General features: G+C 37.0%; 21 protein-coding genes. 12 read left to right on the top strand and 9 right to left on the bottom strand.

Features of this window, described 5'->3' with window-relative positions; translation table 11 throughout:
- Window positions 1-186: 186 nt before the first annotated feature.
- Together MKX53_RS16330 and MKX53_RS16325 are read left to right on the top strand one after the other, a co-directional pair.
- Window positions 187-834, top strand: coding sequence for a DsbA family oxidoreductase (locus MKX53_RS16330; protein ID WP_340770602.1), 648 nt, complete (start codon window positions 187-189; stop codon window positions 832-834).
- Window positions 835-940: 106 nt separating this feature from the next.
- Complete coding sequence (locus MKX53_RS16325) at window positions 941-2,338, top strand: alanine/glycine:cation symporter family protein (RefSeq protein ID WP_093537520.1); 1,398 nt, start codon at window positions 941-943, stop codon at window positions 2,336-2,338.
- A gap of 90 nt (window positions 2,339-2,428) precedes the next feature.
- On the opposite strand, the gene MKX53_RS16320 is transcribed toward MKX53_RS16325, so the two are convergent.
- Window positions 2,429-2,785 (bottom strand): DUF2500 domain-containing protein, encoded by a 357-nt coding sequence (locus MKX53_RS16320; RefSeq protein ID WP_340912613.1) that lies wholly within the window; start codon window positions 2,783-2,785, stop codon window positions 2,429-2,431.
- A 100-nt stretch (window positions 2,786-2,885) separates the two neighbouring features.
- Between MKX53_RS16320 and MKX53_RS16315 the strand changes: the two genes are divergently transcribed.
- The 5 genes from MKX53_RS16315 to MKX53_RS16295 all read left to right on the top strand — a co-directional run bounded on the left by MKX53_RS16315 (window position 2,886) and on the right by MKX53_RS16295 (window position 9,070).
- Window positions 2,886-4,418 carry an FAD-dependent oxidoreductase gene (locus MKX53_RS16315; RefSeq protein WP_340912611.1) on the top strand — a complete coding sequence of 511 codons (1,533 nt, stop codon included), beginning with the start codon at window positions 2,886-2,888 and terminating at the stop codon, window positions 4,416-4,418.
- Window positions 4,419-4,565: 147 nt separating this feature from the next.
- Window positions 4,566-5,027, top strand: a complete 462-nt coding sequence (locus tag MKX53_RS16310) for a PadR family transcriptional regulator (RefSeq protein WP_340912609.1) — start codon at window positions 4,566-4,568, stop codon at window positions 5,025-5,027.
- A gap of 12 nt (window positions 5,028-5,039) precedes the next feature.
- On the top strand, window positions 5,040-6,782 hold the full coding sequence (locus MKX53_RS16305; protein ID WP_340912606.1) for an ABC transporter ATP-binding protein: 1,743 nt from the start codon (window positions 5,040-5,042) through the stop codon (window positions 6,780-6,782).
- A 118-nt stretch (window positions 6,783-6,900) separates the two neighbouring features.
- The gene (locus tag MKX53_RS16300) at window positions 6,901-8,592 is read left to right on the top strand and encodes an ABC transporter ATP-binding protein (RefSeq protein ID WP_445678285.1); all 1,692 of its coding nucleotides are present in this window, start codon (window positions 6,901-6,903) and stop codon (window positions 8,590-8,592) included.
- A 229-nt stretch (window positions 8,593-8,821) separates the two neighbouring features.
- Window positions 8,822-9,070 (top strand): DUF4288 domain-containing protein, encoded by a 249-nt coding sequence (locus MKX53_RS16295; protein ID WP_445678269.1) that lies wholly within the window; start codon window positions 8,822-8,824, stop codon window positions 9,068-9,070.
- Between the two features lie 42 nt (window positions 9,071-9,112).
- Here MKX53_RS16295 and MKX53_RS16290 read toward each other — a convergent pair whose 3' ends face one another.
- The 8 genes from MKX53_RS16290 to MKX53_RS16255 all read right to left on the bottom strand — a co-directional run bounded on the left by MKX53_RS16290 (window position 9,113) and on the right by MKX53_RS16255 (window position 17,460).
- Window positions 9,113-10,147 carry an LCP family protein gene (locus MKX53_RS16290; protein ID WP_340912602.1) on the bottom strand — a complete coding sequence of 345 codons (1,035 nt, stop codon included), beginning with the start codon at window positions 10,145-10,147 and terminating at the stop codon, window positions 9,113-9,115.
- Window positions 10,148-10,244: 97 nt separating this feature from the next.
- Window positions 10,245-10,367: a hypothetical protein gene (locus MKX53_RS16285; protein WP_340912600.1), complete on the bottom strand. Its 123-nt coding sequence runs from the start codon at window positions 10,365-10,367 to the stop codon at window positions 10,245-10,247.
- Complete coding sequence (locus MKX53_RS16280) at window positions 10,364-11,650, bottom strand: helix-turn-helix domain-containing protein (RefSeq protein WP_340912598.1); 1,287 nt, start codon at window positions 11,648-11,650, stop codon at window positions 10,364-10,366. Before MKX53_RS16280 ends, MKX53_RS16285 begins: the two co-directional genes overlap by 4 nt.
- 353 nt (window positions 11,651-12,003) lie before the next feature.
- Window positions 12,004-13,725 (bottom strand): ABC transporter ATP-binding protein, encoded by a 1,722-nt coding sequence (locus tag MKX53_RS16275; RefSeq protein ID WP_340912596.1) that lies wholly within the window; start codon window positions 13,723-13,725, stop codon window positions 12,004-12,006.
- A gap of 132 nt (window positions 13,726-13,857) precedes the next feature.
- Window positions 13,858-14,139, bottom strand: a complete 282-nt coding sequence (locus MKX53_RS16270; protein ID WP_340912593.1) for a hypothetical protein — start codon at window positions 14,137-14,139, stop codon at window positions 13,858-13,860.
- A gap of 136 nt (window positions 14,140-14,275) precedes the next feature.
- A complete protein-coding gene (locus MKX53_RS16265) occupies window positions 14,276-15,451 on the bottom strand; it encodes a M20 metallopeptidase family protein (protein ID WP_340912591.1) in 1,176 nt (391 codons plus the stop codon).
- A gap of 111 nt (window positions 15,452-15,562) precedes the next feature.
- A complete protein-coding gene (locus MKX53_RS16260) occupies window positions 15,563-16,750 on the bottom strand; it encodes a hypothetical protein (RefSeq protein WP_093537531.1) in 1,188 nt (395 codons plus the stop codon).
- Window positions 16,751-16,932: 182 nt separating this feature from the next.
- A complete protein-coding gene (locus tag MKX53_RS16255) occupies window positions 16,933-17,460 on the bottom strand; it encodes a YceI family protein (RefSeq protein WP_340912588.1) in 528 nt (175 codons plus the stop codon).
- A 250-nt stretch (window positions 17,461-17,710) separates the two neighbouring features.
- On the opposite strand from MKX53_RS16255, the gene MKX53_RS16250 reads away from it, so the two are divergent.
- The 5 genes from MKX53_RS16250 (at window position 17,711) to MKX53_RS16230 (ending at window position 24,259) form a co-directional block, all read left to right on the top strand.
- The gene (locus tag MKX53_RS16250) at window positions 17,711-18,016 is read left to right on the top strand and encodes a winged helix-turn-helix transcriptional regulator (RefSeq protein ID WP_093537533.1); all 306 of its coding nucleotides are present in this window, start codon (window positions 17,711-17,713) and stop codon (window positions 18,014-18,016) included.
- 79 nt (window positions 18,017-18,095) lie between these two features.
- Window positions 18,096-19,013, top strand: coding sequence for a UDP-N-acetylmuramate dehydrogenase (gene murB, locus MKX53_RS16245; protein WP_093537534.1), 918 nt, complete (start codon window positions 18,096-18,098; stop codon window positions 19,011-19,013).
- Window positions 19,014-19,247: 234 nt separating this feature from the next.
- Window positions 19,248-21,605, top strand: a complete 2,358-nt coding sequence (locus MKX53_RS16240) for a penicillin acylase family protein (protein ID WP_340912586.1) — start codon at window positions 19,248-19,250, stop codon at window positions 21,603-21,605.
- Between the two features lie 199 nt (window positions 21,606-21,804).
- Window positions 21,805-22,179 carry an ArsR/SmtB family transcription factor gene (locus MKX53_RS16235; protein ID WP_093537536.1) on the top strand — a complete coding sequence of 125 codons (375 nt, stop codon included), beginning with the start codon at window positions 21,805-21,807 and terminating at the stop codon, window positions 22,177-22,179.
- Window positions 22,163-24,259, top strand: coding sequence for a heavy metal translocating P-type ATPase (locus MKX53_RS16230; protein ID WP_340912584.1), 2,097 nt, complete (start codon window positions 22,163-22,165; stop codon window positions 24,257-24,259). Before MKX53_RS16235 ends, MKX53_RS16230 begins: the two co-directional genes overlap by 17 nt.
- Window positions 24,260-24,273 lie beyond the last annotated feature (14 nt).

Below are 24,273 nucleotides of genomic sequence, written 5' to 3'. Positions count from 1 at the left end.
TTTCACCTCAAGTATCCCCTCCCGTTTAAAGGGATTTATTTGCGGTTATATATTGGTTGTTAGTTTAGTGGAATATTTGAGATAACTGCTCGTTTATTTTCTTAATTTAGTCCACACATATTATGAGGCAGTAATTTTGAATTCAAGATTTGTTCCTATTACAATGTAGAAGAGGTGATGATGATAATGAAAATTGAAGTTTGGTCCGATTTTGTATGTCCTTTTTGTTATATTGGAAAGAGAAGGTTAGAAGAAGCTTTAGAACAAACCGGTTTTGCTTCACAAGCTCAAGTAGAATTTAAAAGCTTTGAATTAGATCCGAATACACCAAAACAATCAGATAAAACGATGTATGAAGTGCTAGCAGAAAAATATGGTTCTACTGTAGAAGCTGCAAAAACGATGACAGCAGGAGTAGTAGAGCAAGCAAAAACTGTAGGTCTTGATTATAATTTTGAAAAAATGAAGCCTGCCAACACTTTAGATGCACATCGGTTAGTAAAATGGGCATCTGCACAAGGTAAAGCAAAAGAGGCTAACGAGCTATTGCTACATGCTTATTTTATCGAAGGGAAAGCAATTGGAAATAATGATGTACTGTTGGATCTGATGGAATCGCTTGATCTATCAAGAGAAGAAGCAGAAAAAGTATTAAACTCTAAGGAATACTTAGCAGATGTACGTATAGACATTGCTAAAGCAGGACAAATCGGAGTCCGTGGAGTACCTTTCTTTGTCATAAATGACAAGTATGCCATTTCAGGAGCTCAACCAACGGAAACATTTGTTGGAGCCTTACAAAAAGTAGTAGAAGAAGAAGGACATCAAGCCTAAAATATAATAATGCCATTCCACTAAACCAATAGGAATTATTCTATTGGTTTTTATAATGGGTGAAAAGGGTATATAAACAAAGTTAATAAAATTGGAGGAGAAAATTATGGACTGGTTAGGGAACTTAGTCGATGGAGTAAATAATATTTTATGGACTTACATATTGATAGCTTTGTTAATAATCGCTGGACTGTACTTTACTATTGGTACGAAGTTTGTACAATTTCGTCTGTTTGGAGAAATGTTCCGACTGATTGTTGAAAAAAAGGAAGAAAAAGGAGGGGTATCACCATTTCAAGCTTTTACCATTAGTACAGCTTCCCGTGTAGGGACTGGGAACATTACTGGTGTAGCACTGGCAATTGGTGTTGGTGGACCAGGGGCTGTTTTTTGGATGTGGATTATTGCAATTATCGGGATGGCAACTGCTTTTATCGAAAGTACACTTGCCCAAGTTTATAAGGTGAAGGACGGAGATACTTTTAGAGGTGGACCTGCATATTATATGGAGAAAGCATTGGGCACACGCAAATTAGCAATCATATTTAGTATTCTATTAACGCTATGCTTTGGCTTTATCTTTAATGCGGTTCAATCTAATACAATCGCTGCTTCAGTAGGGGATGTATTTAGTATCCAGCCTTATGTAATAGGTATTTTGCTAGTACTGTTAACCGCAACCATTATATTTGGAGGAGTACATAGAATTGTTAAGGTGACACAAGTCATCGTGCCAGTAATGGCTATATTTTATTTAATCGTCGCGATGTATGTCGTGGTGACGAATTTTACAGAAATTCCAGCAGTATTTAGCTTGATCTTTACGGAAGCATTTGGTCTTCGAGAAGCAGCAGGAGGAACTCTTGGTGCTGCAATCATGCAAGGGGTACGTCGTGGACTATTCTCCAATGAAGCTGGTATGGGGAGTGTGCCAAATGCGGCAGCGACTGCAAGTATTTCACATCCTGCTAAACAGGGCTTAGTACAAAGTCTAGGAGTATTCTTTGATACTATAATTATTTGTTCAGCGACTGCTTTCATAATTATTTTGGCGGGTCTCTATAAGACCGGAGAAAATGATGGAATCGTGTTAACTCAAAACTCATTGGCCGAACATGTTGGTAGTTGGGCGCCATACTTTATCGCGATTGCAATTATCTTCTTTGCGTTCAGTTCTATCATAGGAAATTATTATTATGGTGAAACGAATATTGAATTTATCCATGCGCATAAGGGTTGGATGACCGGTTACCGTATGCTAGTACTAGTTATGGTGATGTTTGGTTCTATCGCACATGTACAACTCGTATGGAACTTAGCGGATCTATTCATGGGACTAATGGCGATATTGAATATTGCAGTGATACTTTTACTTGGAAAGACAGCATTTCAAGTGCTTAATGATTATACGAAACAACGTAAAAAGGGAGTAAATCCAGTATTTTATGCAAAAACAATTCCTGGGTTAAAGAACACGGAATGTTGGGAAGAAGAGGATCGTTAAAGTTAGCGGCAAAAGCAAAATGTATTAGTGCAGTTTAAAAGTATACGAACTCTCAAAAACCGTGCAGCTCCATTTGGAGAATGTACGGTTTTATTTTCTTTCAAAAGAATGATATCTAGTTCCTTGGAATGTTAATACACCAAGATCATCCTCTGCTAACATTCCATATTCTTTTCCACTAAGCTGTAACTCCAAACGGTCGCCACTATCAAACTGAAAAGTAATATAGTAGGTTGTTGAAGCTGAACTATTGCCTGAACCACCACGTGTATTAGCGCGTTTCGCCACTATTTGAGCGGGTATAGATAACTTAGGAGAGTTATTGTTTTTGTTCCACTGTTTTACACTGCTAATAATCGCAAAAATAATAAATCCAAAAACTATGACAAATACAGCACCGATAAAAATAGGAGCAAAACCTACAAAATATAAACCAAAAGTATCCACATTCATTCCCCTTACTAAAACTGTTTTTCTGTTATACGCAAAAAAATGAATAAAGTTTCATCAATAGATAGACACTGTAGTAAAAAGGAGGAAATACACATTGTCTGATCAAATTTTACCTACAGAATCTAAATCCTACTGGAGAGCAAATAATGACTTTCCATTATTCTCTAAAATAAACAACAATATCGAAACGGACATTGTCATCATTGGTGCTGGTCTTACAGGTATCACTGCAGCATATTTGTTAAGTAATAGCGGTCGAAAGGTGATTGTGGTAGAGGGTAGTCGAATATTAGAAGGTACTACGGGATTCACAACCGCCAAGGTGACTGCGCAGCATGGTCCTATCTATCAGCAACTAATTTCTACTTTTGGAGAAGAAAAAGCGAGATTATATTATGATGCAAATACGGAAGCTAAGGAATATATCAAACAAACGATTGAACAATTGAACATTCACTGTGACTACGAGACGATGCCTGCTTATATTTATGCAGATACGGAGGTCGGTATAGAAAAAGTAGAAAAAGAAATGGAGGCATATAACACTCTTGGGATAGAAGGTGCTTCCTTAACAAAGGATACAGGACTTCCTTATACAGTGAAGCAAGCCCTTAAGTTAGAAGATCAAGGGCAGTTCCATCCTATAAAATATGCAAAAGCTTTATTGGAAAAAGCAATCGAAAATGGTGTGGAATTTTACGAGGAATCTCGTGCTAAGACTGTGAAATCGAACACAGTAGAACTAATGGAAGGACAGCATATTCGGGCAAACAAAATACTGGTATGTAGTCATTTCCCGTTTAATGATGGGGATGGTTTGTACTTTGCTAGAATGCATCCTGAACGTTCTTATGCTCTAGCTTCTATCGCCCCGACTAATTATCCAAAAGGGATGTATATAAATGTAGAGAAACCGACCAGATCTGTACGAACTGCGCTAGGACAAGATGGTAAAAGGTATTTGATATTAGGTGGAGAAGGACATGTAACTGGTCGATTCGAAGGAGATACCAATGTAAATTATGAAAACCTCGCAGCTTTCGGTCGAGAACAATTTAAGGTGAAAAATTATGATTATCGTTGGTCTGCTCAAGATTTAGTGACCTTAGATCAGCTTCCTTATGTTGGTACAATGACAGCGGGGAAGACTGATGTATTAGTAGCTACGGGTTATGCTAAATGGGGTATGACAAATAGTATGGTTGCAGCACAGATAATGGCTGATCTAGTGCTTGAAAAAGAAAATCGGTATATAGAGTTGTATGAACCAACCCGATCTAAGATGAAAAAAGAAGATATCACTAGTTTTGCGAAGACGAATGCAAGTGTTGCAAAAGAGCTGGTTAAAGGAAAGACGGAATTACTAGATTTGAAGCTGGATGATTTAAAAAATGGTAGTGGAGATTTAATAATGCTAGATGGCAAAAAGGTCGGTGCCTATAAGGATGACCAAGGAAAAGTTTATTTGGTAAAACCGGCGTGTACTCATATGGGCTGTAATGTCTCCTTTAATAATGCAGAAAGTTCATGGGATTGCCCATGTCATGGTTCTAGATTTAGTTATAAGGGTGATGTACTCGAGGGACCAGCATTTGAACCGTTAGAAAAGGTTAAATACGGGGAATAACAAAAATGACATATAACATATACATTTCCTTTTAAATAATTTGATCACAAAGGAGTTACCCACATATAAAATGGGTAACTCCTTTACTATTGTTTTTAATCGATATATCGATTAAAATTATCGATATAGTTAAAGGAGTTGGTTTGCATGAAAAGGCGTAGAGGTTTTGTTCAACTGGCTATCTTACATTTATTAGAAGAGGCACCGATGCATGGCTATCAGATTATGAAGGAATTAGAAATTAGATCAAGCGGACATTATACTGCAAGTGCGGGAACAGTTTACCCGGCACTTCAGGAATTACTGGAGCAGGAATTGATAAAACTTGAACCTTCAGCCGAAAAAAAAACTTATATCATTCAAGAAAAGGGAAATAATCGATTGAAGGAGTTTGAAACCCGTAACGAAGGACTATTCTGGAGTAATTGGGAGGCTCGTTGGATCTGGCAAAAATCTGAAGAAGCAATTCATCTAAAGGAACAAATAGATTTATGGGAGTCTGAACTTAGAAAGGCGATAAAGCAAACTCGAACGACTCCTGAAAATTCGCCAAGACTAATCTCATTTATGAAAGAAATAACGGAACGATTAAAGACAGATAACTATTAGGGAGTGAGATTTATGAAATCATTTTGGGAATTACTTCCTTATGTAAAACCATATATGCTTTTTGCAATATTAGCCCCAATGTTTATGTGCATTGAAGTTGCCATGGATTTACTTTCCCCGACAATTATGCAACATATTATTGATAATGGTATTGCGAATGATGATACAGCCTATGTCATAAAACTAGGCGTGTTAATGCTTGTAACCGCAGTTGTTGGGCTGATAGGTGGAGTAGGGTGTACGATATATAGTACTAGAGCGGCTGTGAATTTTGCTGCTGATATTCGAAAAGATGTATTTAAAATGACCGAACGATTTTCCAGTGAAAATATGGACAATTTTGGTGTAGGTAAGCTAATAACGATTGTGACAAATGATATTACTGCCGTTCAACAGGCACTTATGATGACGCTTCGAGTGTTTGTAAGAGGACCACTATTATTTATAGGAGCAGTTGCGATTGTTTGGTTTACAGCAAGAGAGTTATTCCCAGTGTTATTGGTAGTAATTCCGATTTTGATGATTTTAATCTATTTTTTCTCGTATAAAACAGGGAAATTATTTGCGAAAGTACAAAAAGCTATGGATAAAGTAAATACAAAACTTCAAGAGACGTTCGCAGGGATACGTGTGATTAAAGCATTTGATAGACAAAACTTTGAGGTAAAAGCATTCAAACATGTGAACGAGGAGTTAACGAAGCGTAATATGTCGGCAGAACAACTCATTCTTACGCTTATGCCAGTGATGCTATTCATCGTTAATATTGGAGTGGTTGTTGGTATGTGGATGGGTGCCATAAAAGTAAATGAAGGAACACTGCAGGTTGGTGTTATTTTAGCATTCATCAATTATTTAACAATAATCATGAACGGGTTGGTATCGAGTAGTCATGTATTAATGCAAATTACGAGGTCGTTTACTTCGGCACGTCGAATTCAACAAGTATTGGAAACTCAAATTGATATAACTGATCCTGTGAATCCTTTATCGAATAACGAGTTCAAGGGAGAAGTTGAGTTTAAATCAGTTTATTTTAGTTATAGTAAAAACGGAGAATATGTATTAAAGGATATTTCATTTCATGTGAATAGTGGAGAAACGATTGGAATTATTGGACCGACCGGAAGCGGAAAGTCGACACTTATAAAACTTCTCCCTCGATTGTATGATCCGGATTTAGGAGAGGTAATGATCAATGGCATAAATATAAAAGAGTATTCTATTAAAAATTTAAGAGATTTAATTGGTTTTGTGCCGCAAAAGGCAACGTTATTTGCAGGATCCATAGAGGAAAATATTCGCTTCGGTAAAGAAGAGGCAACTATAGAGGACATGGAAAAAGCGGCTAACTCTGCGGCTGCAAGCGAATTTATCAACAAAGTAGATGGACGATTTGGGCATGAGCTTATGCAGGGGGCAACAAATCTTTCAGGTGGGCAAAAGCAACGAATATCGATGACTCGTGCATTTATCCGTCAACCGAAAATACTAGTTTTAGATGATTCTACCTCTGCGATAGATGCCATATCGGAAGTGCAAGTACAGCAAGCACTTACACATGATTTAGCTGATACAACTGTATTCATCGTATCTTCCAAAGTCTCTTCCATTATTAATGCTGACAGAATTTTAGTACTGGAAGACGGCATGATTGTTGCCAGTGGCACACATGATGAACTGATTGAAAATAGTGAGGTTTACCGCAGTATCTATGCGACGCAAAGTGGAAAGGGGGTCCTTTCATATGAGTAAAACTTCCGCTCCACCGGTATCTAATGCAATAGGTCGTGCAAGGGGTCCAAGAGGATTTGGAGGGCCAGTAGAGAAAGCAAAAGATAAAAAAGGAACGCTTATACGAGTATGGCGATATATGGAGAAACAGAAAATAGCAATTGTAGTATCAATCATATTAGTTATTATTTCTACTCTATTAAACTTGTTAGTTCCCTACATGATAGGTGTAACCATTGATGAGTTTATAATTCCAAAGGATATGGATGGAACGTTACGGTACTTAGTGATCCTAGCAATTGTGTACACAGCGGCGGCTGCATTTACTTGGCTACAAAACTTTTTAATGATTAGAGTGTCGTTAAAAACTATTCGGTCACTACGCCAGGATCTATATGAAAAGTTTCAAACTCTATCTCTACGGTTTTTCGATAAACGTACCCATGGAGACCTTATGAGCCGTGTGACGAACGATATTGAAAGTTTGAATAACGCATTAAGTCAAAGTGTGATCCAAATTATTTCAACTGTAATGATGGTGACAGGTGTTACGATAGCTATGTTTATACTTAACTGGGTGTTGGCTATTGTGTCACTGTTGGTTGTTCCATTAGTTATATTCACAACGAAAAAGATTATCAGCTATAGTAGTAGCAACTTCATCAAAAGACAACGTGATTTAGGTGAGTTAAATGGATTTGTAGAAGAAGCCATATCTGGCAATGAAGTAATTACTCTTTTTGGTCAAGAAGAAAAGAACATCCAAAAGTTCTCGATTGTAAATGAACGACTTCGCAGTTCTGCAACAGCTGCCGATACTGTGTCGGGGTTTTTAGGACCTATCAACAACTTTATCAACAATTTAGGTCTTGCATTAATAATTGGAATCGGAGCTATAATGACTGTTCAGGAATTGGCAACTATCGGTATAATTGCAGCATTTGTAAATTACTCTAGACAATTTTTCAGACCTATTAATCAGCTCTCAACATTATTGAACACTTTTCAGTCTGCTATAGCAGGAGCAGAGCGAGTATTTGAAATAATGGATGAAGCTCCCGATATTCAGGATCAGGAGTACGCACTTACAATAGATCATTTAAAAGGAGACGTTACTTTTAACAATGTTCACTTCTCATATGAGAGTGGCAAACCAATTCTAAAAAATATTAGCTTCGAGGCAAAAGCTGGTGAAAAGATTGCTTTAGTAGGTCCAACAGGCTCGGGGAAAACGACAATTATTAACTTGCTTATGCGTTTTTATGAATTGGACTCGGGAAATATTAAAATCGATGGGAGATCAATTAGCGATTATCAAATAAGCAAGCTTCGAGAAAAAATTGGGGTTGTTTTACAGGATACTTTTCTCTTCACTGGTTCCATTTTGGAGAACATTCGATACGGTAGACTAGAAGCAACGGATGACGAAGTAATAGAGGCAGCTAAACTAGCGTCTGCTCATCGATTTATCAAGCATTTACCTGATAAGTATGATACCCAGATTACCGGAAATGGATCTAATTTAAGTATAGGACAGCGTCAGTTATTAGCGATTGCTCGTGCCGTTTTAGCAGACTCAGATATATTAATACTAGATGAAGCAACTTCAAGCATTGATACGAAAACAGAGATAGATATTCAACAAGGACTCAATAGACTTTCAGAAGGCCGTACCAGTTTTGTCATAGCACATCGTCTAAAAACGATTGAAAATGCGGATAGAATTTTAGTTATTCATCAAGGTGAATTAATTGAAGTCGGGACTCATACAGAGCTACTGAAACAAAAAGGTTTCTACTCCGAGCTATATGAAAGTCAGTTTAATATTTAAATGGAAGAGAAATACCCTAACAAATATAAAGGTATTAGCTAGGTTATTTCATCTAGGAAAGCAAGAACAAAAATAGACGTTTAATGTTGGATTTACAACACTACATTCACACATGAAATATCTAGCAATCTACGTGCTCACATACTAAAGTTATAAGTAAGAGGTGAGCGTAATGTATAAAATTTTTTCTGTTAAATTGTTGTTTGAACACATTTCAATATCCGGTTCTATGTCTAATAAAATCTATGAAGAGACCATTAATATCATACGTGCCGTTAGGCTAGAGGATGTCGATAAGCTAGTGAAATCCCATTATAAAGATGTTATTTACAAAAACATTTTTGGGGAAGATACGACGATCAGACTTGTAATGATTCTGGATGTTTTTGAGTTAGTAGATAATATTGAAGAGTCTTTGGAATTTGTTGAAGTATACAGTCAGCATATTATTGCAGAAGAAGAAGTGACAGTTGAATAGAAGTTATAAACAAAAACGAGTCTGAGGACTCGTTTTTTATTGTTATTCATATTCATAGTGGAGTGTTAAGTTGATATTACTTGGGGAGATGTTTTTTTGTGTTTTTTTTCCCAAGTTGGTTTTTAGGTTCTTCTTTAATTTCTCTAAGGAAGCTTCGTTTGGTATAAAGTACCATAATTCTTTTCCTTCTGTTTTACTGTATATTCTTTCATCTTGGCCTTCTAGCGTTAATTGATCGATAGGGGAATCCTTCATTTGTTGAAATAGTTGTACAAAGCTCCAATAATCAGCAGTTGAAATGTTTGTTTTGACGTTTTCACCGACATTTTTTATCAAATCATCTAGTTTAGCTACACTGCTAAAACGAGTGGATTCGTTTAGGATTTCTTGAATCACCTGTTTTTGACGTTTATTGCGACCTATATCGCCTTCTGGATCTTTTTTACGCATTCGAACATAGGCAAGCGCCTCGTTTCCCTTTAATAGCATTGGCCCTTCGGTATAAGTTTTCCATTCCAATGTATCTGCCATTTGAATATCAACTGTAAACGGCACATCTACTTCAATTCCGCCAAGTGTATCGACTATGTCTTCGAACCCCTGGAAATTTGTAGAAACATAATAATCGATTGGAACATCTAAGAGCTTTTCAAGCGAATTTATCGTATAGTTTATCCCGCCATGTGAGTAGGCGTGATTCACTTTGTCCTCTCGTTCCAATTCCTCGACATAAACCCTAGTATCTCGAGGGATATTCACCATGGAAATTTTACCTAATTTAGGATGTATGGTGACTAATAGGAGCATGTCAGAACGACCGTATGTTTCCTCTTTCTTATCGTCCACACCAGCTACTAATAGACTAAAAGGTGTTGTTTTAAGTGGAGACTTATCACTCTGAGCTTCCTCATCGCGTATTAAAGGCACGTACATCTTGGTTGTTGCTTTCTTCGCTTCCAATGATAGATTTACAGCAAAAGCAATAATACCCACTAAAAGTAGTGCAGAAATAATAATAAAGGTATATTTTAAATTCTTTTTTTTCTTTCCAATTCTTTTAGAATTACGTGTAGACATAGATCCTCCTTTTTTGGTAACTTATGTATGATAATAAGTAATAAAAAAGCACAAAATTCTAAATCGAATCTTGTGCCTTAGTTTTTCAATCAATCAGTTAAATAAGCTCCCCAATAGATGTAATTTTGGGTTTGTCGTCCTCAGTAGAATGGGTTGAACTTAGAACTGGAAATGTGAATAAGACGAAACAAAGTAGAACACCAAATACAAATTTTTTCATGACAATTCCTCCCAACTAAATACTTTTGATTGCTTCAAATGATAGTGGAATCCTAATTCATAGTAAATGGACGCTTGCTTATACTGTTTAGTTTCAGCTAGTCGTTTAGCCAATACGTTGCAATAAATCATACAATGTTTATAATCTTGCTTTCCTTCGAAATAGTCCAAGCTTTTCTTAAATATAGGTATAAGCACTTGGTTTTCCAGTAATATCGCTCCATATACGGAAAAATGATTGGTATAAAGATCTTTCTTACTCTCTCCTACATATTGGACAGTTTCTAATCCTTTTTCCAACCATACTAAAGCATTCTGTAAATCCCCATTTTTGTGATATTCCTTAAGTATAGAAAGAATAGTGACAATCCTGTCCTCAGGGTTGTGTTTGGAATCCAGAGCATTAAAAAAATGTTGTAAGGCTTGGTCAGATTGCAGTTGCAAAGAGTAGCATGAACCCAGATTATGCTCAATCATCCCGTTAAACTCAGAGGATTCAATCTTCAGGTTTATATCTTTTGCCTTCTCAAAAGTAGCAAGAGCATCCTTTAAGACGCCCGAATTCTTTTGAGCAATCCCCAGAATCATTAAACATTCAATGGATCGATCGATTAATATTTCTTGATTGAAATAAAAAATTGCTTCCTTTACATAGTCGATAGCAAGTATGTAACGAGACTCAGATAATAGAGATAATCCAGATATGTAATGCAATTCAGCCATTTCCCAGTCTTCCATACGATAGCCTTTGATTAATTGAAAAACTTCCTTAAAGAAATGAGAAGCCTGACTAAACTGATTATCTTGATACGCAATAATACCTTGAATTGTGTACAGATAAAATAGTTGTTCTATTGTCATTTCCTTTTTGAAATCTACTAAAATATTTATATTCCTTTGTATTTCCAACTCCTCAGGTAACATAAGCATCAATCGAGCTTCCAATAACAGCAGTGTAAGTCGATCTGCTTCTAAGGGATGTTCGGTAATATGAAGGTGAATATCAACTAGTAGTTGTTTAGCCAACTCTTTATCTCGAGAGTTTATAACTTGCTTGAACCGTATTTTAAACTGCGTAGTATTTTCTTCATTGGGTCTTTTCGTTAATGTATCTGCCGAGATGTTTAGCCGCATAAGAATAAGGTGCTTTATATCTTCGCTTGGAATGACTAAGCCGTTTTCAATTCTGCTTAAGTAAGAGGGAACACATATACCCAAAGCTAAAGCCTCTTGCTTAATATTTTGTCTCTGGCGCTCTAACTTAATCAATTGCCCAAGGTTCATAAAACCCACACCCTCTTCTAAATCAATAAAAGGAAATCAAATCCAATTATAAATAAGATACCATATTATAGAGAGTAATACATAGAAAATTTAAAATATGAAAGAAGTTATGAAAAGTTTGAAATAATGCCCATATTTTAGTTCAACTTTCATGATCTAATAGTGTTAATATAATTAAATTGGATTAATTCTACTACCTATTATTTTGTATACCTTCTACAAGGAGAGCTTTACTTCTTTGTGAGTTTGACACCGACTATTAGATATCAAATCAAATATCATAAGAAAAGAAGGAGCAGATAGTGACCTTGTCACTTTCTACTCCTTCTTTTGTTATTTATTATGACAGGTGATTAAGACAAGCCTTGTCCGTGAGTAAATTCCCGATAAAGCTGATGTTTGGCAAGCAATTCTTCATGTGTACCGCTACCAGTAATTTTTCCTTTTTCTAAAAAGAATATTTGGTCGGCGTGAATAATCGTTGCTAGTCTATGTGCAATGATAAGGGTAGTTCTCCCATTCATTAGCCGTTCGAGCGCTTCTTGCACCAATGTCTCCGACGCACTATCAAGATTAGAGGTCGCTTCATCCAGCAATAATATTTTCGGGTTGTGCAAGAGGGCTCTTGCAATTGCGATACGTTGGCGCTGGCCACCAGAAAGTTTAATGCCTCTTTCTCCGACAAGCGTATCATACTTTTCTGGTAGATTATCGATGAAGTCTGCAGCATTTGCTGCTGCCGCTGCTCCAATGACTGTATCCATAGAAGGAATAGTCGACATACCATAGGTGATATTCGATAAAATAGTACCACTCATTAATGGACTTTCCTGAGAAACATATCCAATTTTAGAGCGCCATGCATTTAACGATAGGTCGGTGATAGGAGACTCGTTAAATAAGATGGTTCCAGAATCGGGTTCATAAAACCGTTCAATTAAGGAAAATATAGTAGTTTTACCGCCACCACTAGGCCCGACAAAAGCGGTGACAGTTCCAGGATGTGCTATTAAGGAAATGCCATCTATTATTTTCTTATCGGGACCATAAGAAAAATGCACATCTTCAAATGTGATAACACCGTCTTTTAAATGTTTTGGTGCTTCTAATTCAACAGCTTCACTGTCCATATAGAAAATTTCTTGAATTCGTTCTGTAGCCCCAACGGCTTTTTGGAAAGATGTGAAAAAGGTAGCCATTTGTGCAAAAGGCACAATAATATTTACTAAGTAAAAGATAATCGCAACAAGATCACCAGCTGATAATATTCCTTGAGATACCTGCAAACCGCCATAGCCTAAAATGACGACTAAAATGGCCATCATAATAAGGGTCATAAAAGGGGAGATGAAAGCTTGTATTTTTGCTTCTTTTAAGCCAAATCGATATAAATTTTGGATAGCTTCATTTCCACTAATAGTTTCCGTTTTCTCGGCTCGATAAGATTTAACTAGGCGAATTTCCGATAACACTCGGCCCAGGAGACCAGAAAACGATGCCATTTCTTTTTGTGTGGATTTGGATACTTTATGCATCATTGATCCAAGGGGCATCATAATTGCTATACTTAATGGCACACTAACAAGCATGATCAATGTCATTTTCCAATCGATAAAAAATAGGATAATAACCGACCCAATAATGGTAATAATCCCAGATACAAAATTTACTAGATGATCCGTAATAAGAGATTTCAAAGTAGTAGTGTCCTGTGTAATACGACTCATCGTCTCTCCACTTTCATTTTGATCATAGTAGGGGACAGGGAGATGGAGTACTTTGCTCCAGAGTTTTTTTCGAAGATCTGCAACTATAAATTCTCCTATATAAGATAATAGATAAAATGAGAATCCACCGGAAATCGCTTGTAGAAGGAATACGACTAGCAATATTCCAATCATTTTCCAGTTGAAAGCACTTGTGGTTAAAGTGTCAACTAAATTCTTCGTGACAAGTGGAACGATTAACCCAATAACAGTGCTTATCAAGGATAGAGCAACGGCTATAATTGTTATCTTGACGGGCCATTTAAGACTTTTGAGTAGTTGAAAGAATCCTTTAGTAGATGTTTGCATAGTAAGCTCCTATTTAGTTTAGTAGAATACTTCTATTGTAATCGATGCACTGTTAAAGTAGCGAATGAGAGGGGTTACAATGGAAATAAGCATTCAAAAAAATCGTGCAGAAATGAAATCAGCACGATTGTTTTAAGAAGATATAGTTTTTGTCTCTTGTTGTGCACTTTTTTGTAAATCTAAAACAAGTGGATCTGAGCTTTCTAGTAAGTTAGCTTGTTTGTGCTGAAGATCCATTCGCATTTTTTCTGTTTCGAGCAAAAAGTTATTATATTTGAGCTTTTCCAGTTCAATTTCATCTTTTACAATGATTAATTTCACTTTTTGAGACTTTCGTAGATGTGTTGTCCATATTGCAGTCAGTGGTATGGAAAAAACCATCACTACAGCAACTAATCCTATAAAATCCTCCATACATATCCCTCCAAGCCTTTTACATAAGTATATACGATTTCTTATATAAATAGTTTAAAAAGTCAGATAAAAGTTAATGAAAAAAAGATGGAGAAAACCACTAACTGTTTTCTCCATCCGACTGCATTTAAAATCTTTACTTATTCAAATATGTCCAAGCATACTGAGCATAGAGTTCAGCTCCAGTAGAAAGTGCATCCTCATCAATATCAAAGTTACCGTGATGATGAGCCCATTCTGTGTCCTTTTTAGAATTACCGCTACCGACAAGTGCAAAACTACCAGGTGCTTTTGTTAAAAACTCCGAGAAATCTTCTCCGCCCATTGTCGGCTTCTCATAATAGACAACGTCTGAACCAAACGAAGCAGATGCCACCTGTTGGACAAGATTAGCGCTTTCTTCGTTATTATCTACAGCGTCTGTGCCTCTTGTATATTGTACCTTAGCGGTTGCGCCGTAAATAGCCGCAACACTTTCCGCATATTGGCCAATAGACTTTTCAATATGGTCGCGAGTATTGGAATGGAAGGTACGGACAGTTCCCTCAATCTCGGCATTCTCCGCAATGACATTAAATCGAGTACCAACCACCATTTTACCAACTGTTAAAACAGCAGGGCTTTGCGAATCAATCGTCCTAGAGATAACTGTTTGAACGTTCATGACGAAGGATGAAGCAACAAGAGCTGCATCGATACAAGCCTCTGGAATGGCGCCATGACCACCTCGTCCTTTGAATGTCACTTTGAAGATATCGGCTGCAGCAAAGGAAGGACCTGGATTACAGGAAACCTTACCAGTAGGCATTTGAGACCAAATATGGATACCGAATACATTATCAACATCATCCATTGCGCCTTGTTTAACCATAGCCTTTGCCCCTTGTGCTATTTCCTCTGCTGGTTGAAATAACAAGCGTACATTTCCAGAAAGCTGATCTTTTACCGCTGAAAGTGCCTTCGCTGCTATTAATAACATAGCAGTATGTGCGTCATGACCACATGCATGCATTTTTCCTTCAGTTTTAGAGGCATATGGGACGTGTTTATTAAGTTGTTGAATCGCAAGGGCATCCATATCACCTCGAAGAGCAACGGTTTTTCCACCTGTTGCCCCTTTGATTTCCGCGATAACTCCAGTAGGTTCCGTTTTACGATAAGAGATTCCAAGATTATCTAAATACTCGCATATAAACTGAGTCGTTTGGAACTCCTCAAATGATAGTTCAGGCTGGCTGTGCAATTTTCTGCGAAGTTGAACTAATTCTTCCCTATTATTTTTAATGGATTCTTTTATTTTATTGTTTATCATGCTGATCCCCCGTTAACTTTTATATGATTTTATATATTATTATGGTTTCTTTAAATTATGCGAAACTTAAAAGATTATTAGATTGGCTCTCTATGTAAGCATTAAGCAGTTTTATAAAAACCCTACGAATATACCTGCTAGAATAACAGAAACAATAGTTACACTGATAAATCCTCCTACAAGCATGGGAGGAAGCATGTGACTAGTTAAAACTTCTCTTTCTTTCTCATCCTCTGTTAAAGATTTAATAACTTCATTTGTGATAATGTAGTCAGCAGGGAATCCATAAAGTGCGGTCAATGAAACTGCAAAGGCCATATTTTTGCTGACTTTTAGAATTTTTCCAATGATGAAGGAGAATATGTACATTCCTATGACTCCTATGACAATTGTTCCTACAAGTGGATAAAACAGTTGCATAATCATAGAAGGTGTAGCGTTTTTCAAGGCATCAAAAACAAATAACATTAATACTAAGATACAAATACCGAAACTGTTTGCCTTTTGAAGGACGTTTCTTTCTAAGAAACCAATACTTCCCGCGATAATCCCAAATAATAAGCAAAGTACGAAAGGACTAATTTCTAGAATAGGGTTTAATAGAGTAGATACCCCATAAGCAAGGAATCCGACGAAAGCTAGACGAAACAATTTAAAGTAGTCGGTATTATATTTTTCTGGCAATTTACGAAACATTTTGAGTTCTTCTTTTGGTTTTCCTACTTCATCTTTAGTTTGTCCTGCAATAGTAATTTCGCCGATGCGGAACTTTTGAAGAAGTTCTTTTCCTTCTTTTTTAAGTACAATTGAAGTAAGTGGATACCCGGCGAATCCTTGCATAACGTATATGACTATTGCAAACACCGACAAAGTGGTAAGACCTGCATTTGCAGCACCTTCTGACATGATTAGCGCTGACACCACACCCCCAACCAATGGAGGAATAGCCACGATAACAGTTTTAACTCCGAATAGTAAAGTACCTATTGTGAATAATGCGACAATTATACCTAAAATCCCAGCTAGTGAAATTAATATACTTTTCCATTGTTCCTTTAATTGTCTAAGAGAAAGGAGTGTACCCATATTTGTGATGAGAAGATAAATCATCATTGTTGCAACTACTGGAGGCACACCAGCTATTGAAATGATTTCCTTAGGGAAAAATGTCCAGTAACCAAGAATGAACAATATGGCAGCTATGAAAACAGACGGGATCCAAGCTTTAGTTCGTATAGAGACAAAGTCTCCAATAAATAAAATAGCGACAACAATAACCAAAGCTAGCATTTGTGGCATAATATTCCGTCCTTTCTGAAAATAAGATAATTCATACAATAACACATTCTTTACTCAATATAAAGTATATAATATATCACTTAATATTCAGTTAATTTAATTACTTATTTTTTACACAGGTTATTTAATAATAAAAACAAAAAAGCTATCCAAAAGGATAGCTTTTTGTACTTATGAGATGATTATTGAGCTGGGTTTAACTCAAGTTCAACAGTAATTTTAATGTCTTCTCCAACTAGAACGCCACCAGTTTCTAATGCTTGGTTCCAAGTTAAACCAAACTCTTTACGGTTAACTTTAGACTCAGCAGAGAAAGCGACTACTTCTTGCCCCCATGGATTAGTACCTTTACCACCATATTCAACGTCGAATGTTACTGGTTTTGTAACGTCTTTAATCGTTAGGTCGCCAGTTACGTCGTACTCACCATCGTCTTTTTTCTTAATATCTGTAGCCACAAATTTGATGCTAGGGTATGTTTCTGTATCAAAGAAATCTCCAGAACGTAAGTGGTTATCACGGTCTACGTTATTTGAGTTGATAGATTTTACGTCGATATCAAAACTAATTGTAGCACCTGTTAAGTCTTCTGTATTACCTTCTAAGTCTGCTGTGAAATCAGTGAAAGCTCCTTTTACTTTTGAAACCATCATATGTTTTACGGAAAAGTCGATCGTAGAATGCGCTGCGTCAAGATTAAATTTTGTCATTTTTTATTTCCTCCTAAGTTTGTTGTTATTCTAACTATAAAACAATATTACTTCGAAATCAAGAGTTTTTATTTCGAAGTAATATATATTGCCATCATTTCGTTTACCTTCTTTTACAAATAGCAAATATCTGGTTACTTTATGTAACTAAATATAGATTAATATATTAGTTACGTCAAGTAATTAAATTACTTTAATTTTACTTTAGAAGAAAAAAAGAATATAATAGAAGGTAATAGAGGTGAATCAGATGAAAGAAACGTTATTATGTCCACGTTTATCAAAAGCAATGGAGTTGTTAGGTAAAAGATGGACTGCCCTAATCGTATATCAACTAATGGATGGAGCAAAACGATTTAATGAGATTGAGTCGTCCCTTCCTATAAGTGGTCGTTTGTTATCAGAGCGTCTAAAAGAACTCGAAAAAGAGGGGATTGTTGAAAGAACTGTCTTTTCCGAGGTGCCAATACGGGTAGAATATAACTTGACAGAGAAAGGTCTTGCTCTAAAAGAAGTAGTTGGAGGAATTGAGACTTGGTCTAAAGAATGGTTATAGCATTTTCTCTTGATATATTATGTGTGAAAATGCATACTATGTAAGGATACAAGGTTAATGAAGAAAGGATTGTCTCTCTTTGAGTAAACAAAAATGGTTTGAAAACTTAAGTGAAAAGTTAAACCCGGAGAATATTAAAATAGATGAAGCATTAAATTTGCATACAGTAACAAAAATGGGTGGGATGGCAGATTTGTTTGTCACACCGTCCACGCAGGATGAAGCAGCCTTTGTTGTGCAGTATGCTTATGAACATAATATACCAATGCTACTATTAGGAAATGGATCTAATATGGTCGTACGGGATGGTGGAGTAAGAGGAATCGTACTTCGACTGGAAAATTTAAATAATATTATAATAGATGGTAACCGAGTAATTGCCGAGAGTGGTGCGGATATTATTGATGTGTCAAAAGCGGCAGCACAAGAGTCCTTAACTGGTTTGGAATTTGCCTGTGGTATTCCCGGATCTATCGGTGGAGCAATGGCGATGAATGCAGGAGCATATGGTGGCGAAATTCAAGACGTAATTGTGCAATGTACTGTACTAACACCATCTGGAGAAAAGTTAGTTCTTTCGAAAGAGCAATTGGAGCTAGGGTATCGAAAGAGTATTATTACGAAAAAAGGCTATTACGTATTGTCGACAGAATTTTTATTGGAAAAAGGGCATCAAGAAGAGATCGACTCAAAAATTGCAGATCTTACTTTTCAAAGAGAATCTAAACAACCATTAGAATATCCTTCTGCTGGTAGTGTATTCAAAAGACCACCAGGTTATTTTGCCGGGAAACTCATTCAAGACAGTGGCTTACAAGGTAAAGGCTTTGGTGGTGCAGAGGTTTCCACGAAGCATGCAGGCTTTATCGTCAATAAAAATAATGCTACAGCAACTGATTATATTAGCACGATAGAAATGGTGAAAGAGAAAGTGAAAGAAAACTTTGGTGTTGAGCTAGAGTTAGAAGTAAAAATTGTTGGAGAAAATATAGATTAATACAAGCCTAGGCCCATGAATATAATTATTCATGGGCCTTTTTTATATGTTTGAACGAGCATTGTAACCATTTTTAGCGTGAAGCACTCCAAAAAAATTGTGTGAAGGTTGAGGATGGGACTAGAGGTCTTTTGGGATGGTTTCCTATTTCTCTATTTGTATTCTAGCGAGATATATAGAAGGAAAAAAGTAGGAAATGTCGAATACTGTAAAGGAACAAAGGGGGCAAGGTATATGAGAAAAGGATGGAAAATAACTGCTTGGCTTATAGGTACTATCGTTGTGTTAGCAGTTATTGTCGTTGTAGGTTTGAACCTGTATTTATCTAGCACAAAAGCCATTATTGAAGGTGAACTTGCAATGAAGGTGCTAGACGCAGATGTAAAAGTAGTACGTGATACAGATGGGGTACCACATATTACTGCACAATCAGATGCTGACCTTTACCGTGCGCAAGGATTTGTGCAAGCACAGGATAGACTTTTTCAAATGGATTTAGCTAGAAGGCAGGCTAGTGGGCGTTTAGCAGAAGTGGTAGGAGAATCTGCGGTAGATACAGATAAGTTTTTCTTAACCTTTAGCTTACGTGATGCTGCTGAGAAATCTTATGATGGATATAGTGAGGAAGCGAAGGAAGTATTAGAGTTCTATGCAGAAGGGGTCAATGATTTTATCGAATTTGCGAAAGAAGAAAATAAATTAAGCTATGAGTTTAAATTACTTGGATATGAGCCAGAAGAGTGGACTCCAACTGACTCATTAGCAATTGGAAAGTATATGGCATATGACTTAGGTGGAAATTGGTCGACACTTGCAATACGACATTGGGCTTTAAATGAATTGGATGAAGAAAAGGCGAAGGAACTTTTTATTACTTATCCTGAGAATGCAAAATCGATTATAGAGGCGAATATAAGTAACCCAGTAAATGTAAGTGGTCACTTTGACTCATCGGTTTTACCGAATGAATTTAACGGTAGTAATAACTGGGTTGTGAGTGGGGACAAGACAGCTAGTGGTCTTCCACTACTTGCAGATGATCCACATTTGGGATTGAGCACACCATCTGTATGGTATCAAATGCATTTAGAATCACCAGAACAGAATGTTAGTGGTGTTATATTTGCTGGGATACCCGGCATTATTCTTGGTCATAACGAAGATGTTGCTTGGGGTGTAACCAATGTAGGGCCGGATGTGCAGGATCTTTATATTGAAACACCAAACCCAGAGGATCGCACCCAATTCTTATATGAGGGGAAATGGGAGCAAGCAGAGGTTCGTAATTCACCTATTAAAGTAAAGGGGCAGGAGGATATACCTTTTGAAGTAGTGGTAACTCGACATGGCCCAATTATTTCAGATGTCGTATTCAAAGAGGAAGAAGCATCAGCGTTATTTTCCATGCAATGGACTGCGTTAGCTCCAACACTTGAATTACAAGCAATCTTAAAAATGAATAAATCTGCTGATTGGGAAGAATTTGAAGTAGCACTAGAAGACTTCCATGCACCAGCTCAAAATTTTGTATTTGCTGCAAAAGATGGGACCATTGCCTATAAAGCAAATGGGAAGATACCTTTAAGAAAGACCGGGGATGGCCAATTGCCTGTTCCTGGAGACTCGGCGGAATACGATTGGCAAGGATTTGTTCCTTATAACGAGCTTCCAGTTGTTGTGAACCCAGAGGAAGGCTATATAGCGACAGCGAATAATGAGGTCGTAGATGATTCCTATCCATACCATATTACTGATTTTTGGGCTCAATCATATCGGTATGAGCGAATTGCTGAAGTACTGGAGAGCAAATCGGATTTCACAAAAGAAGATATGATGGATTTACAGATGGATCAAACGAATCTATACGCTAAAGAATTCTTGACACAGATGCTTGGATCAGTTGAAAACTTAGATACCAAGGGTGAATATAAAGAAATCCTTTCCTTAGTGAAGCAGTGGAATCAGGTAGATGATAAAGAACAAGCTGCTCCGCTAGTTTTTCATAAATGGATGAAGGAGTTACCTCAGACATTACTCGAGGAAGAAATGCCAGAGGATGTATATTCGATGTTGCCAGGAAAAGGTAATATTTCAGATCAATTATTACGAAAAGGCTATAATAATGAACAAAGTGCTTGGTTAGAAGCATATGGCGGTGTAGACAAGTGGGTATATGACTCATTTGTGAAAGCAACCGAAGAAATATCCGAAGAGTTTGGTTCAAATGAAAAGAAATGGAAGTGGGGAGATTACCACCAGTTAACATTTGATCATCCACTGGGAGGGGCCTCTCCAATCTTGGCTTATCTCTTAAATCCAGATCCAGTTCCTATAGGGGGATCCAATATTACCGTGCAAGCAGCCGGTTTTGGAGAGGATGGAAAAGTGGACCACGGAGCGTCCTGGCGATTTGTAGCAGATTTGGCTGATTTAAATGAGGCCTATCACATCGTAGGGCCGGGACAAAGCGGTCATATGAAATCCGAGTGGTATCATAGCCAAGTAGATGACTGGGCAGAAGGAAACTATCACACTACCGTAATAGACGGAGACATCAAAGAAGGATATGAACTAATATTAAAAGCAAACTAAAATTGGCAGCCGAAGGTGTTTATCTTCGGCTGTTTTTTTATATTAAGAGGAAATGAAGAGTAAAAGCTACCCTGTTTTTAAGCGATAAAATCTAAAATAGTAAAAACATTCAAATACTCATTAGAATAAGTTGCATATTAAATATTCTGAACATATACTGAATATAACAATCAAACAATCATTTGAATGAGGTGGAAATATGCAGACAAAGGATATGTGTGAAGTAACAAAGGTGAACGAAGACATAGTGTTTTCCATAAAGAACCAAATACCAGATTTAGGAGCAGCAGCTCAAATCTTTAAAGCACTAGCAGATGAAACAAGGTTGAAGATAGCATTTGCATTAACAATAGAGGAAGAACTTTGCGTTTGTGATGTGGGTGAGATTATAGGTTCATCTACAGCTACAGCATCTCATCATTTGCGATTTTTAAGAGACTTATCCCTTGCTAAATCAACACGTAAGGGAAAACAAGTTTATTATTCCTTAGCAGATCATCATGTGAACGCGTTAGTAAAAATCGCATATGAACATGCAATAGAAGAAGGTGAAAAGGATGGTAAAAGTAGCTAAACAAGAATATCGATTAGAAAATCTTTCATGTGCCAATTGTGCCATGAAATTTGAGCAAAATATAAAAAAACTTCCTGATGTAGAGGATGCAACAGTTAACTTTGGTGCTTCTAAAGTATCGGTCATTGGTAAAGCAACAATAGGGGATATTGAAAAAGCTGGGGCGTTTGATGGCATAAAAGTGACTACAGTCAAACAAAGTCAATTAGAAAAAATTCCTTTTTTCAAACGGAAAGAAAATATACTCACGGTTATTTCATTTGTATTTCTAGTTATAGGGATTATCGCATCGTTCACTTATGAGGAAGCACATCCACTTTCTATAGGGTTATTCATGATTTCTATAGTAGTAGGAGGCTTCGATTTATTTAGAGGTGGATTAGCCAATTTATCTCGTTTTTACTTCGATATGAAGTCGTTAATGACTATAGCTATTATTGGTGCAGCAATTATTGGAGAGTGGCGCGAGGGAGCGGTAGTAGTATTCTTATTCGCGGTGAGTGAAGCTTTAGAGGCTTATTCGATGAATAAAGCGCGTCAATCCATCAGTCATTTAATGGATATTGCGCCACCTACTGCAACGATCCGCAAAGATGGAAAGTTAATAGAGGTTGATACAGAGTTTATACAAATAAACGATGTACTAATTGTGAAACCAGGGCAAAAAATTGCAATGGATGGAATTGTACTGAAAGGTACTTCTACAATCAACCAGGCGTCTATCACCGGTGAATCATTACCAGTTATGAAATCGGTAGACGATGAGGTATTTGCTGGTACGTTAAACGAAGAAGGATCACTTGAAGTACGAGTGACTAAGAGAGTAGAAGATACAACAATTGCGAAAATCATACACCTTGTTGAAGAGGCGCAAGCGGAAAAAGCACCTTCTCAAAAATTTGTAGATAAATTTGCAAAATATTATACACCTGCAATTATCATGATAGCTATATTAGTAGCTATAATTCCTCCGTTGTTCGGATCAGATTGGCAAACATGGATTTACCAAGGGCTAGCGGTATTAGTTGTGGGTTGTCCATGTGCGTTAGTAGTATCAACTCCCGTTGCCATTGTTACGGCAATCGGAAATGCAGCAAAACAAGGTGTATTAATCAAAGGTGGTATTCACTTAGAAGAGATTGGTCGACTTCAAGCAATTGCATTTGACAAAACTGGCACGCTTACCAAAGGGTATCCAGAGGTAACGCATGTAGAAGCAGATGCACCAAAAGACTTTATCCAAAAAGTAATGTCCATTGAAATCTACTCTCAGCATCCATTGGCAAAGGCTATTGTAAAATATGGTGCAAAAGAGCATATTCAAAGTGTAGAAATCGAGCATTTTCAATCTGTTACTGGCAAAGGGGCAGAGGGTATAGTGGACGGAACAAAATGGTCAGTTGGAAGTGTTAGTTGGATTTCTACTATCAGCACTGTTTCCTTTGAAGTCATTACTAAAATTGAACAGTTACAAACGGAGGGTAATACAGTCATGCTAGCTTCGGCAGATGGTGTATATCAAGGGTTTATAGCTGTAGCAGATCCAATCCGTGAAACTAGTGTAAATGTGTTAGAGCAACTGAAAAAAGCAGGGATAAAGCATACTGTCATGCTAACAGGAGATGACAAACGTACGGCAAACGCTATCGCAACAAAACTAGGTCTGACGGACGTAGAAGCAGAGTTAATGCCAGAACAAAAACTTTTTGCCATAAAAGCATTAAAAGAAGAGTACGGTACGGTTGCAATGGTAGGAGATGGTGTTAATGATTCTCCTGCCCTAGCAGCGGCATCAGTTGGTATAGCGATGGGTGGAGCAGGAACAGATGCGGCACTTGAAACAGCGGATGTGGCTTTAATGGCTGATGACCTAGATAAGTTACCTTATACAATCCGATTAAGTCGAAAAGCATTGCATATTATTAAAGAAAATATTATGTTTGCATTAGGATTAAAAATAATTGCATTGCTACTCATTATTCCAGGATGGTTAACTTTATGGATTGCTATCTTTGCAGATATGGGGGCTACTCTATTGGTAGTGCTTAATTCATTAAGACTTATAAGGATAAATAAATAGCGTGTACGGAGGCG

Origin of the sequence: Psychrobacillus sp. FSL K6-4615 (genome assembly GCF_038008225.1) — a bacterium.
Lineage (GTDB): Bacteria > Bacillota > Bacilli > Bacillales_A > Planococcaceae > Psychrobacillus > Psychrobacillus psychrotolerans.
The sequence above is the reverse complement of the archived record's forward strand: the minus strand, read 5'-3'. Positions and strand labels throughout refer to the sequence as shown.

What these genes read in the sequence shown, in the direction of transcription:
- MKX53_RS16330 (WP_340770602.1), top strand. Translation starts at nt 187, where the DNA reads ATGAAAATTGAAGTTTGGTCCGATTTTGTATGTCCTTTTTGTTATATT.
- MKX53_RS16325 (WP_093537520.1), top strand. Translation starts at nt 941, where the DNA reads ATGGACTGGTTAGGGAACTTAGTCGATGGAGTAAATAATATTTTATGG.
- MKX53_RS16310 (WP_340912609.1), top strand. Translation starts at nt 4,566, where the DNA reads ATGAAAAGGCGTAGAGGTTTTGTTCAACTGGCTATCTTACATTTATTA.
- MKX53_RS16305 (WP_340912606.1), top strand. Translation starts at nt 5,040, where the DNA reads ATGAAATCATTTTGGGAATTACTTCCTTATGTAAAACCATATATGCTT.
- MKX53_RS16300 (WP_445678285.1), top strand. Translation starts at nt 6,901, where the DNA reads ATGGAGAAACAGAAAATAGCAATTGTAGTATCAATCATATTAGTTATT.
- MKX53_RS16295 (WP_445678269.1), top strand. Translation starts at nt 8,822, where the DNA reads ATGTCTAATAAAATCTATGAAGAGACCATTAATATCATACGTGCCGTT.
- MKX53_RS16290 (WP_340912602.1), bottom strand. Translation starts at nt 10,147, where the DNA reads ATGTCTACACGTAATTCTAAAAGAATTGGAAAGAAAAAAAAGAATTTA.
- MKX53_RS16285 (WP_340912600.1), bottom strand. Translation starts at nt 10,367, where the DNA reads ATGAAAAAATTTGTATTTGGTGTTCTACTTTGTTTCGTCTTATTCACA.
- MKX53_RS16280 (WP_340912598.1), bottom strand. Translation starts at nt 11,650, where the DNA reads ATGAACCTTGGGCAATTGATTAAGTTAGAGCGCCAGAGACAAAATATT.
- MKX53_RS16275 (WP_340912596.1), bottom strand. Translation starts at nt 13,725, where the DNA reads ATGCAAACATCTACTAAAGGATTCTTTCAACTACTCAAAAGTCTTAAA.
- MKX53_RS16270 (WP_340912593.1), bottom strand. Translation starts at nt 14,139, where the DNA reads ATGGAGGATTTTATAGGATTAGTTGCTGTAGTGATGGTTTTTTCCATA.
- MKX53_RS16265 (WP_340912591.1), bottom strand. Translation starts at nt 15,451, where the DNA reads ATGATAAACAATAAAATAAAAGAATCCATTAAAAATAATAGGGAAGAA.
- MKX53_RS16260 (WP_093537531.1), bottom strand. Translation starts at nt 16,750, where the DNA reads ATGCCACAAATGCTAGCTTTGGTTATTGTTGTCGCTATTTTATTTATT.
- MKX53_RS16255 (WP_340912588.1), bottom strand. Translation starts at nt 17,460, where the DNA reads ATGACAAAATTTAATCTTGACGCAGCGCATTCTACGATCGACTTTTCC.
- MKX53_RS16250 (WP_093537533.1), top strand. Translation starts at nt 17,711, where the DNA reads ATGAAAGAAACGTTATTATGTCCACGTTTATCAAAAGCAATGGAGTTG.
- MKX53_RS16240 (WP_340912586.1), top strand. Translation starts at nt 19,248, where the DNA reads ATGAGAAAAGGATGGAAAATAACTGCTTGGCTTATAGGTACTATCGTT.
- MKX53_RS16235 (WP_093537536.1), top strand. Translation starts at nt 21,805, where the DNA reads ATGCAGACAAAGGATATGTGTGAAGTAACAAAGGTGAACGAAGACATA.
- MKX53_RS16230 (WP_340912584.1), top strand. Translation starts at nt 22,163, where the DNA reads ATGGTAAAAGTAGCTAAACAAGAATATCGATTAGAAAATCTTTCATGT.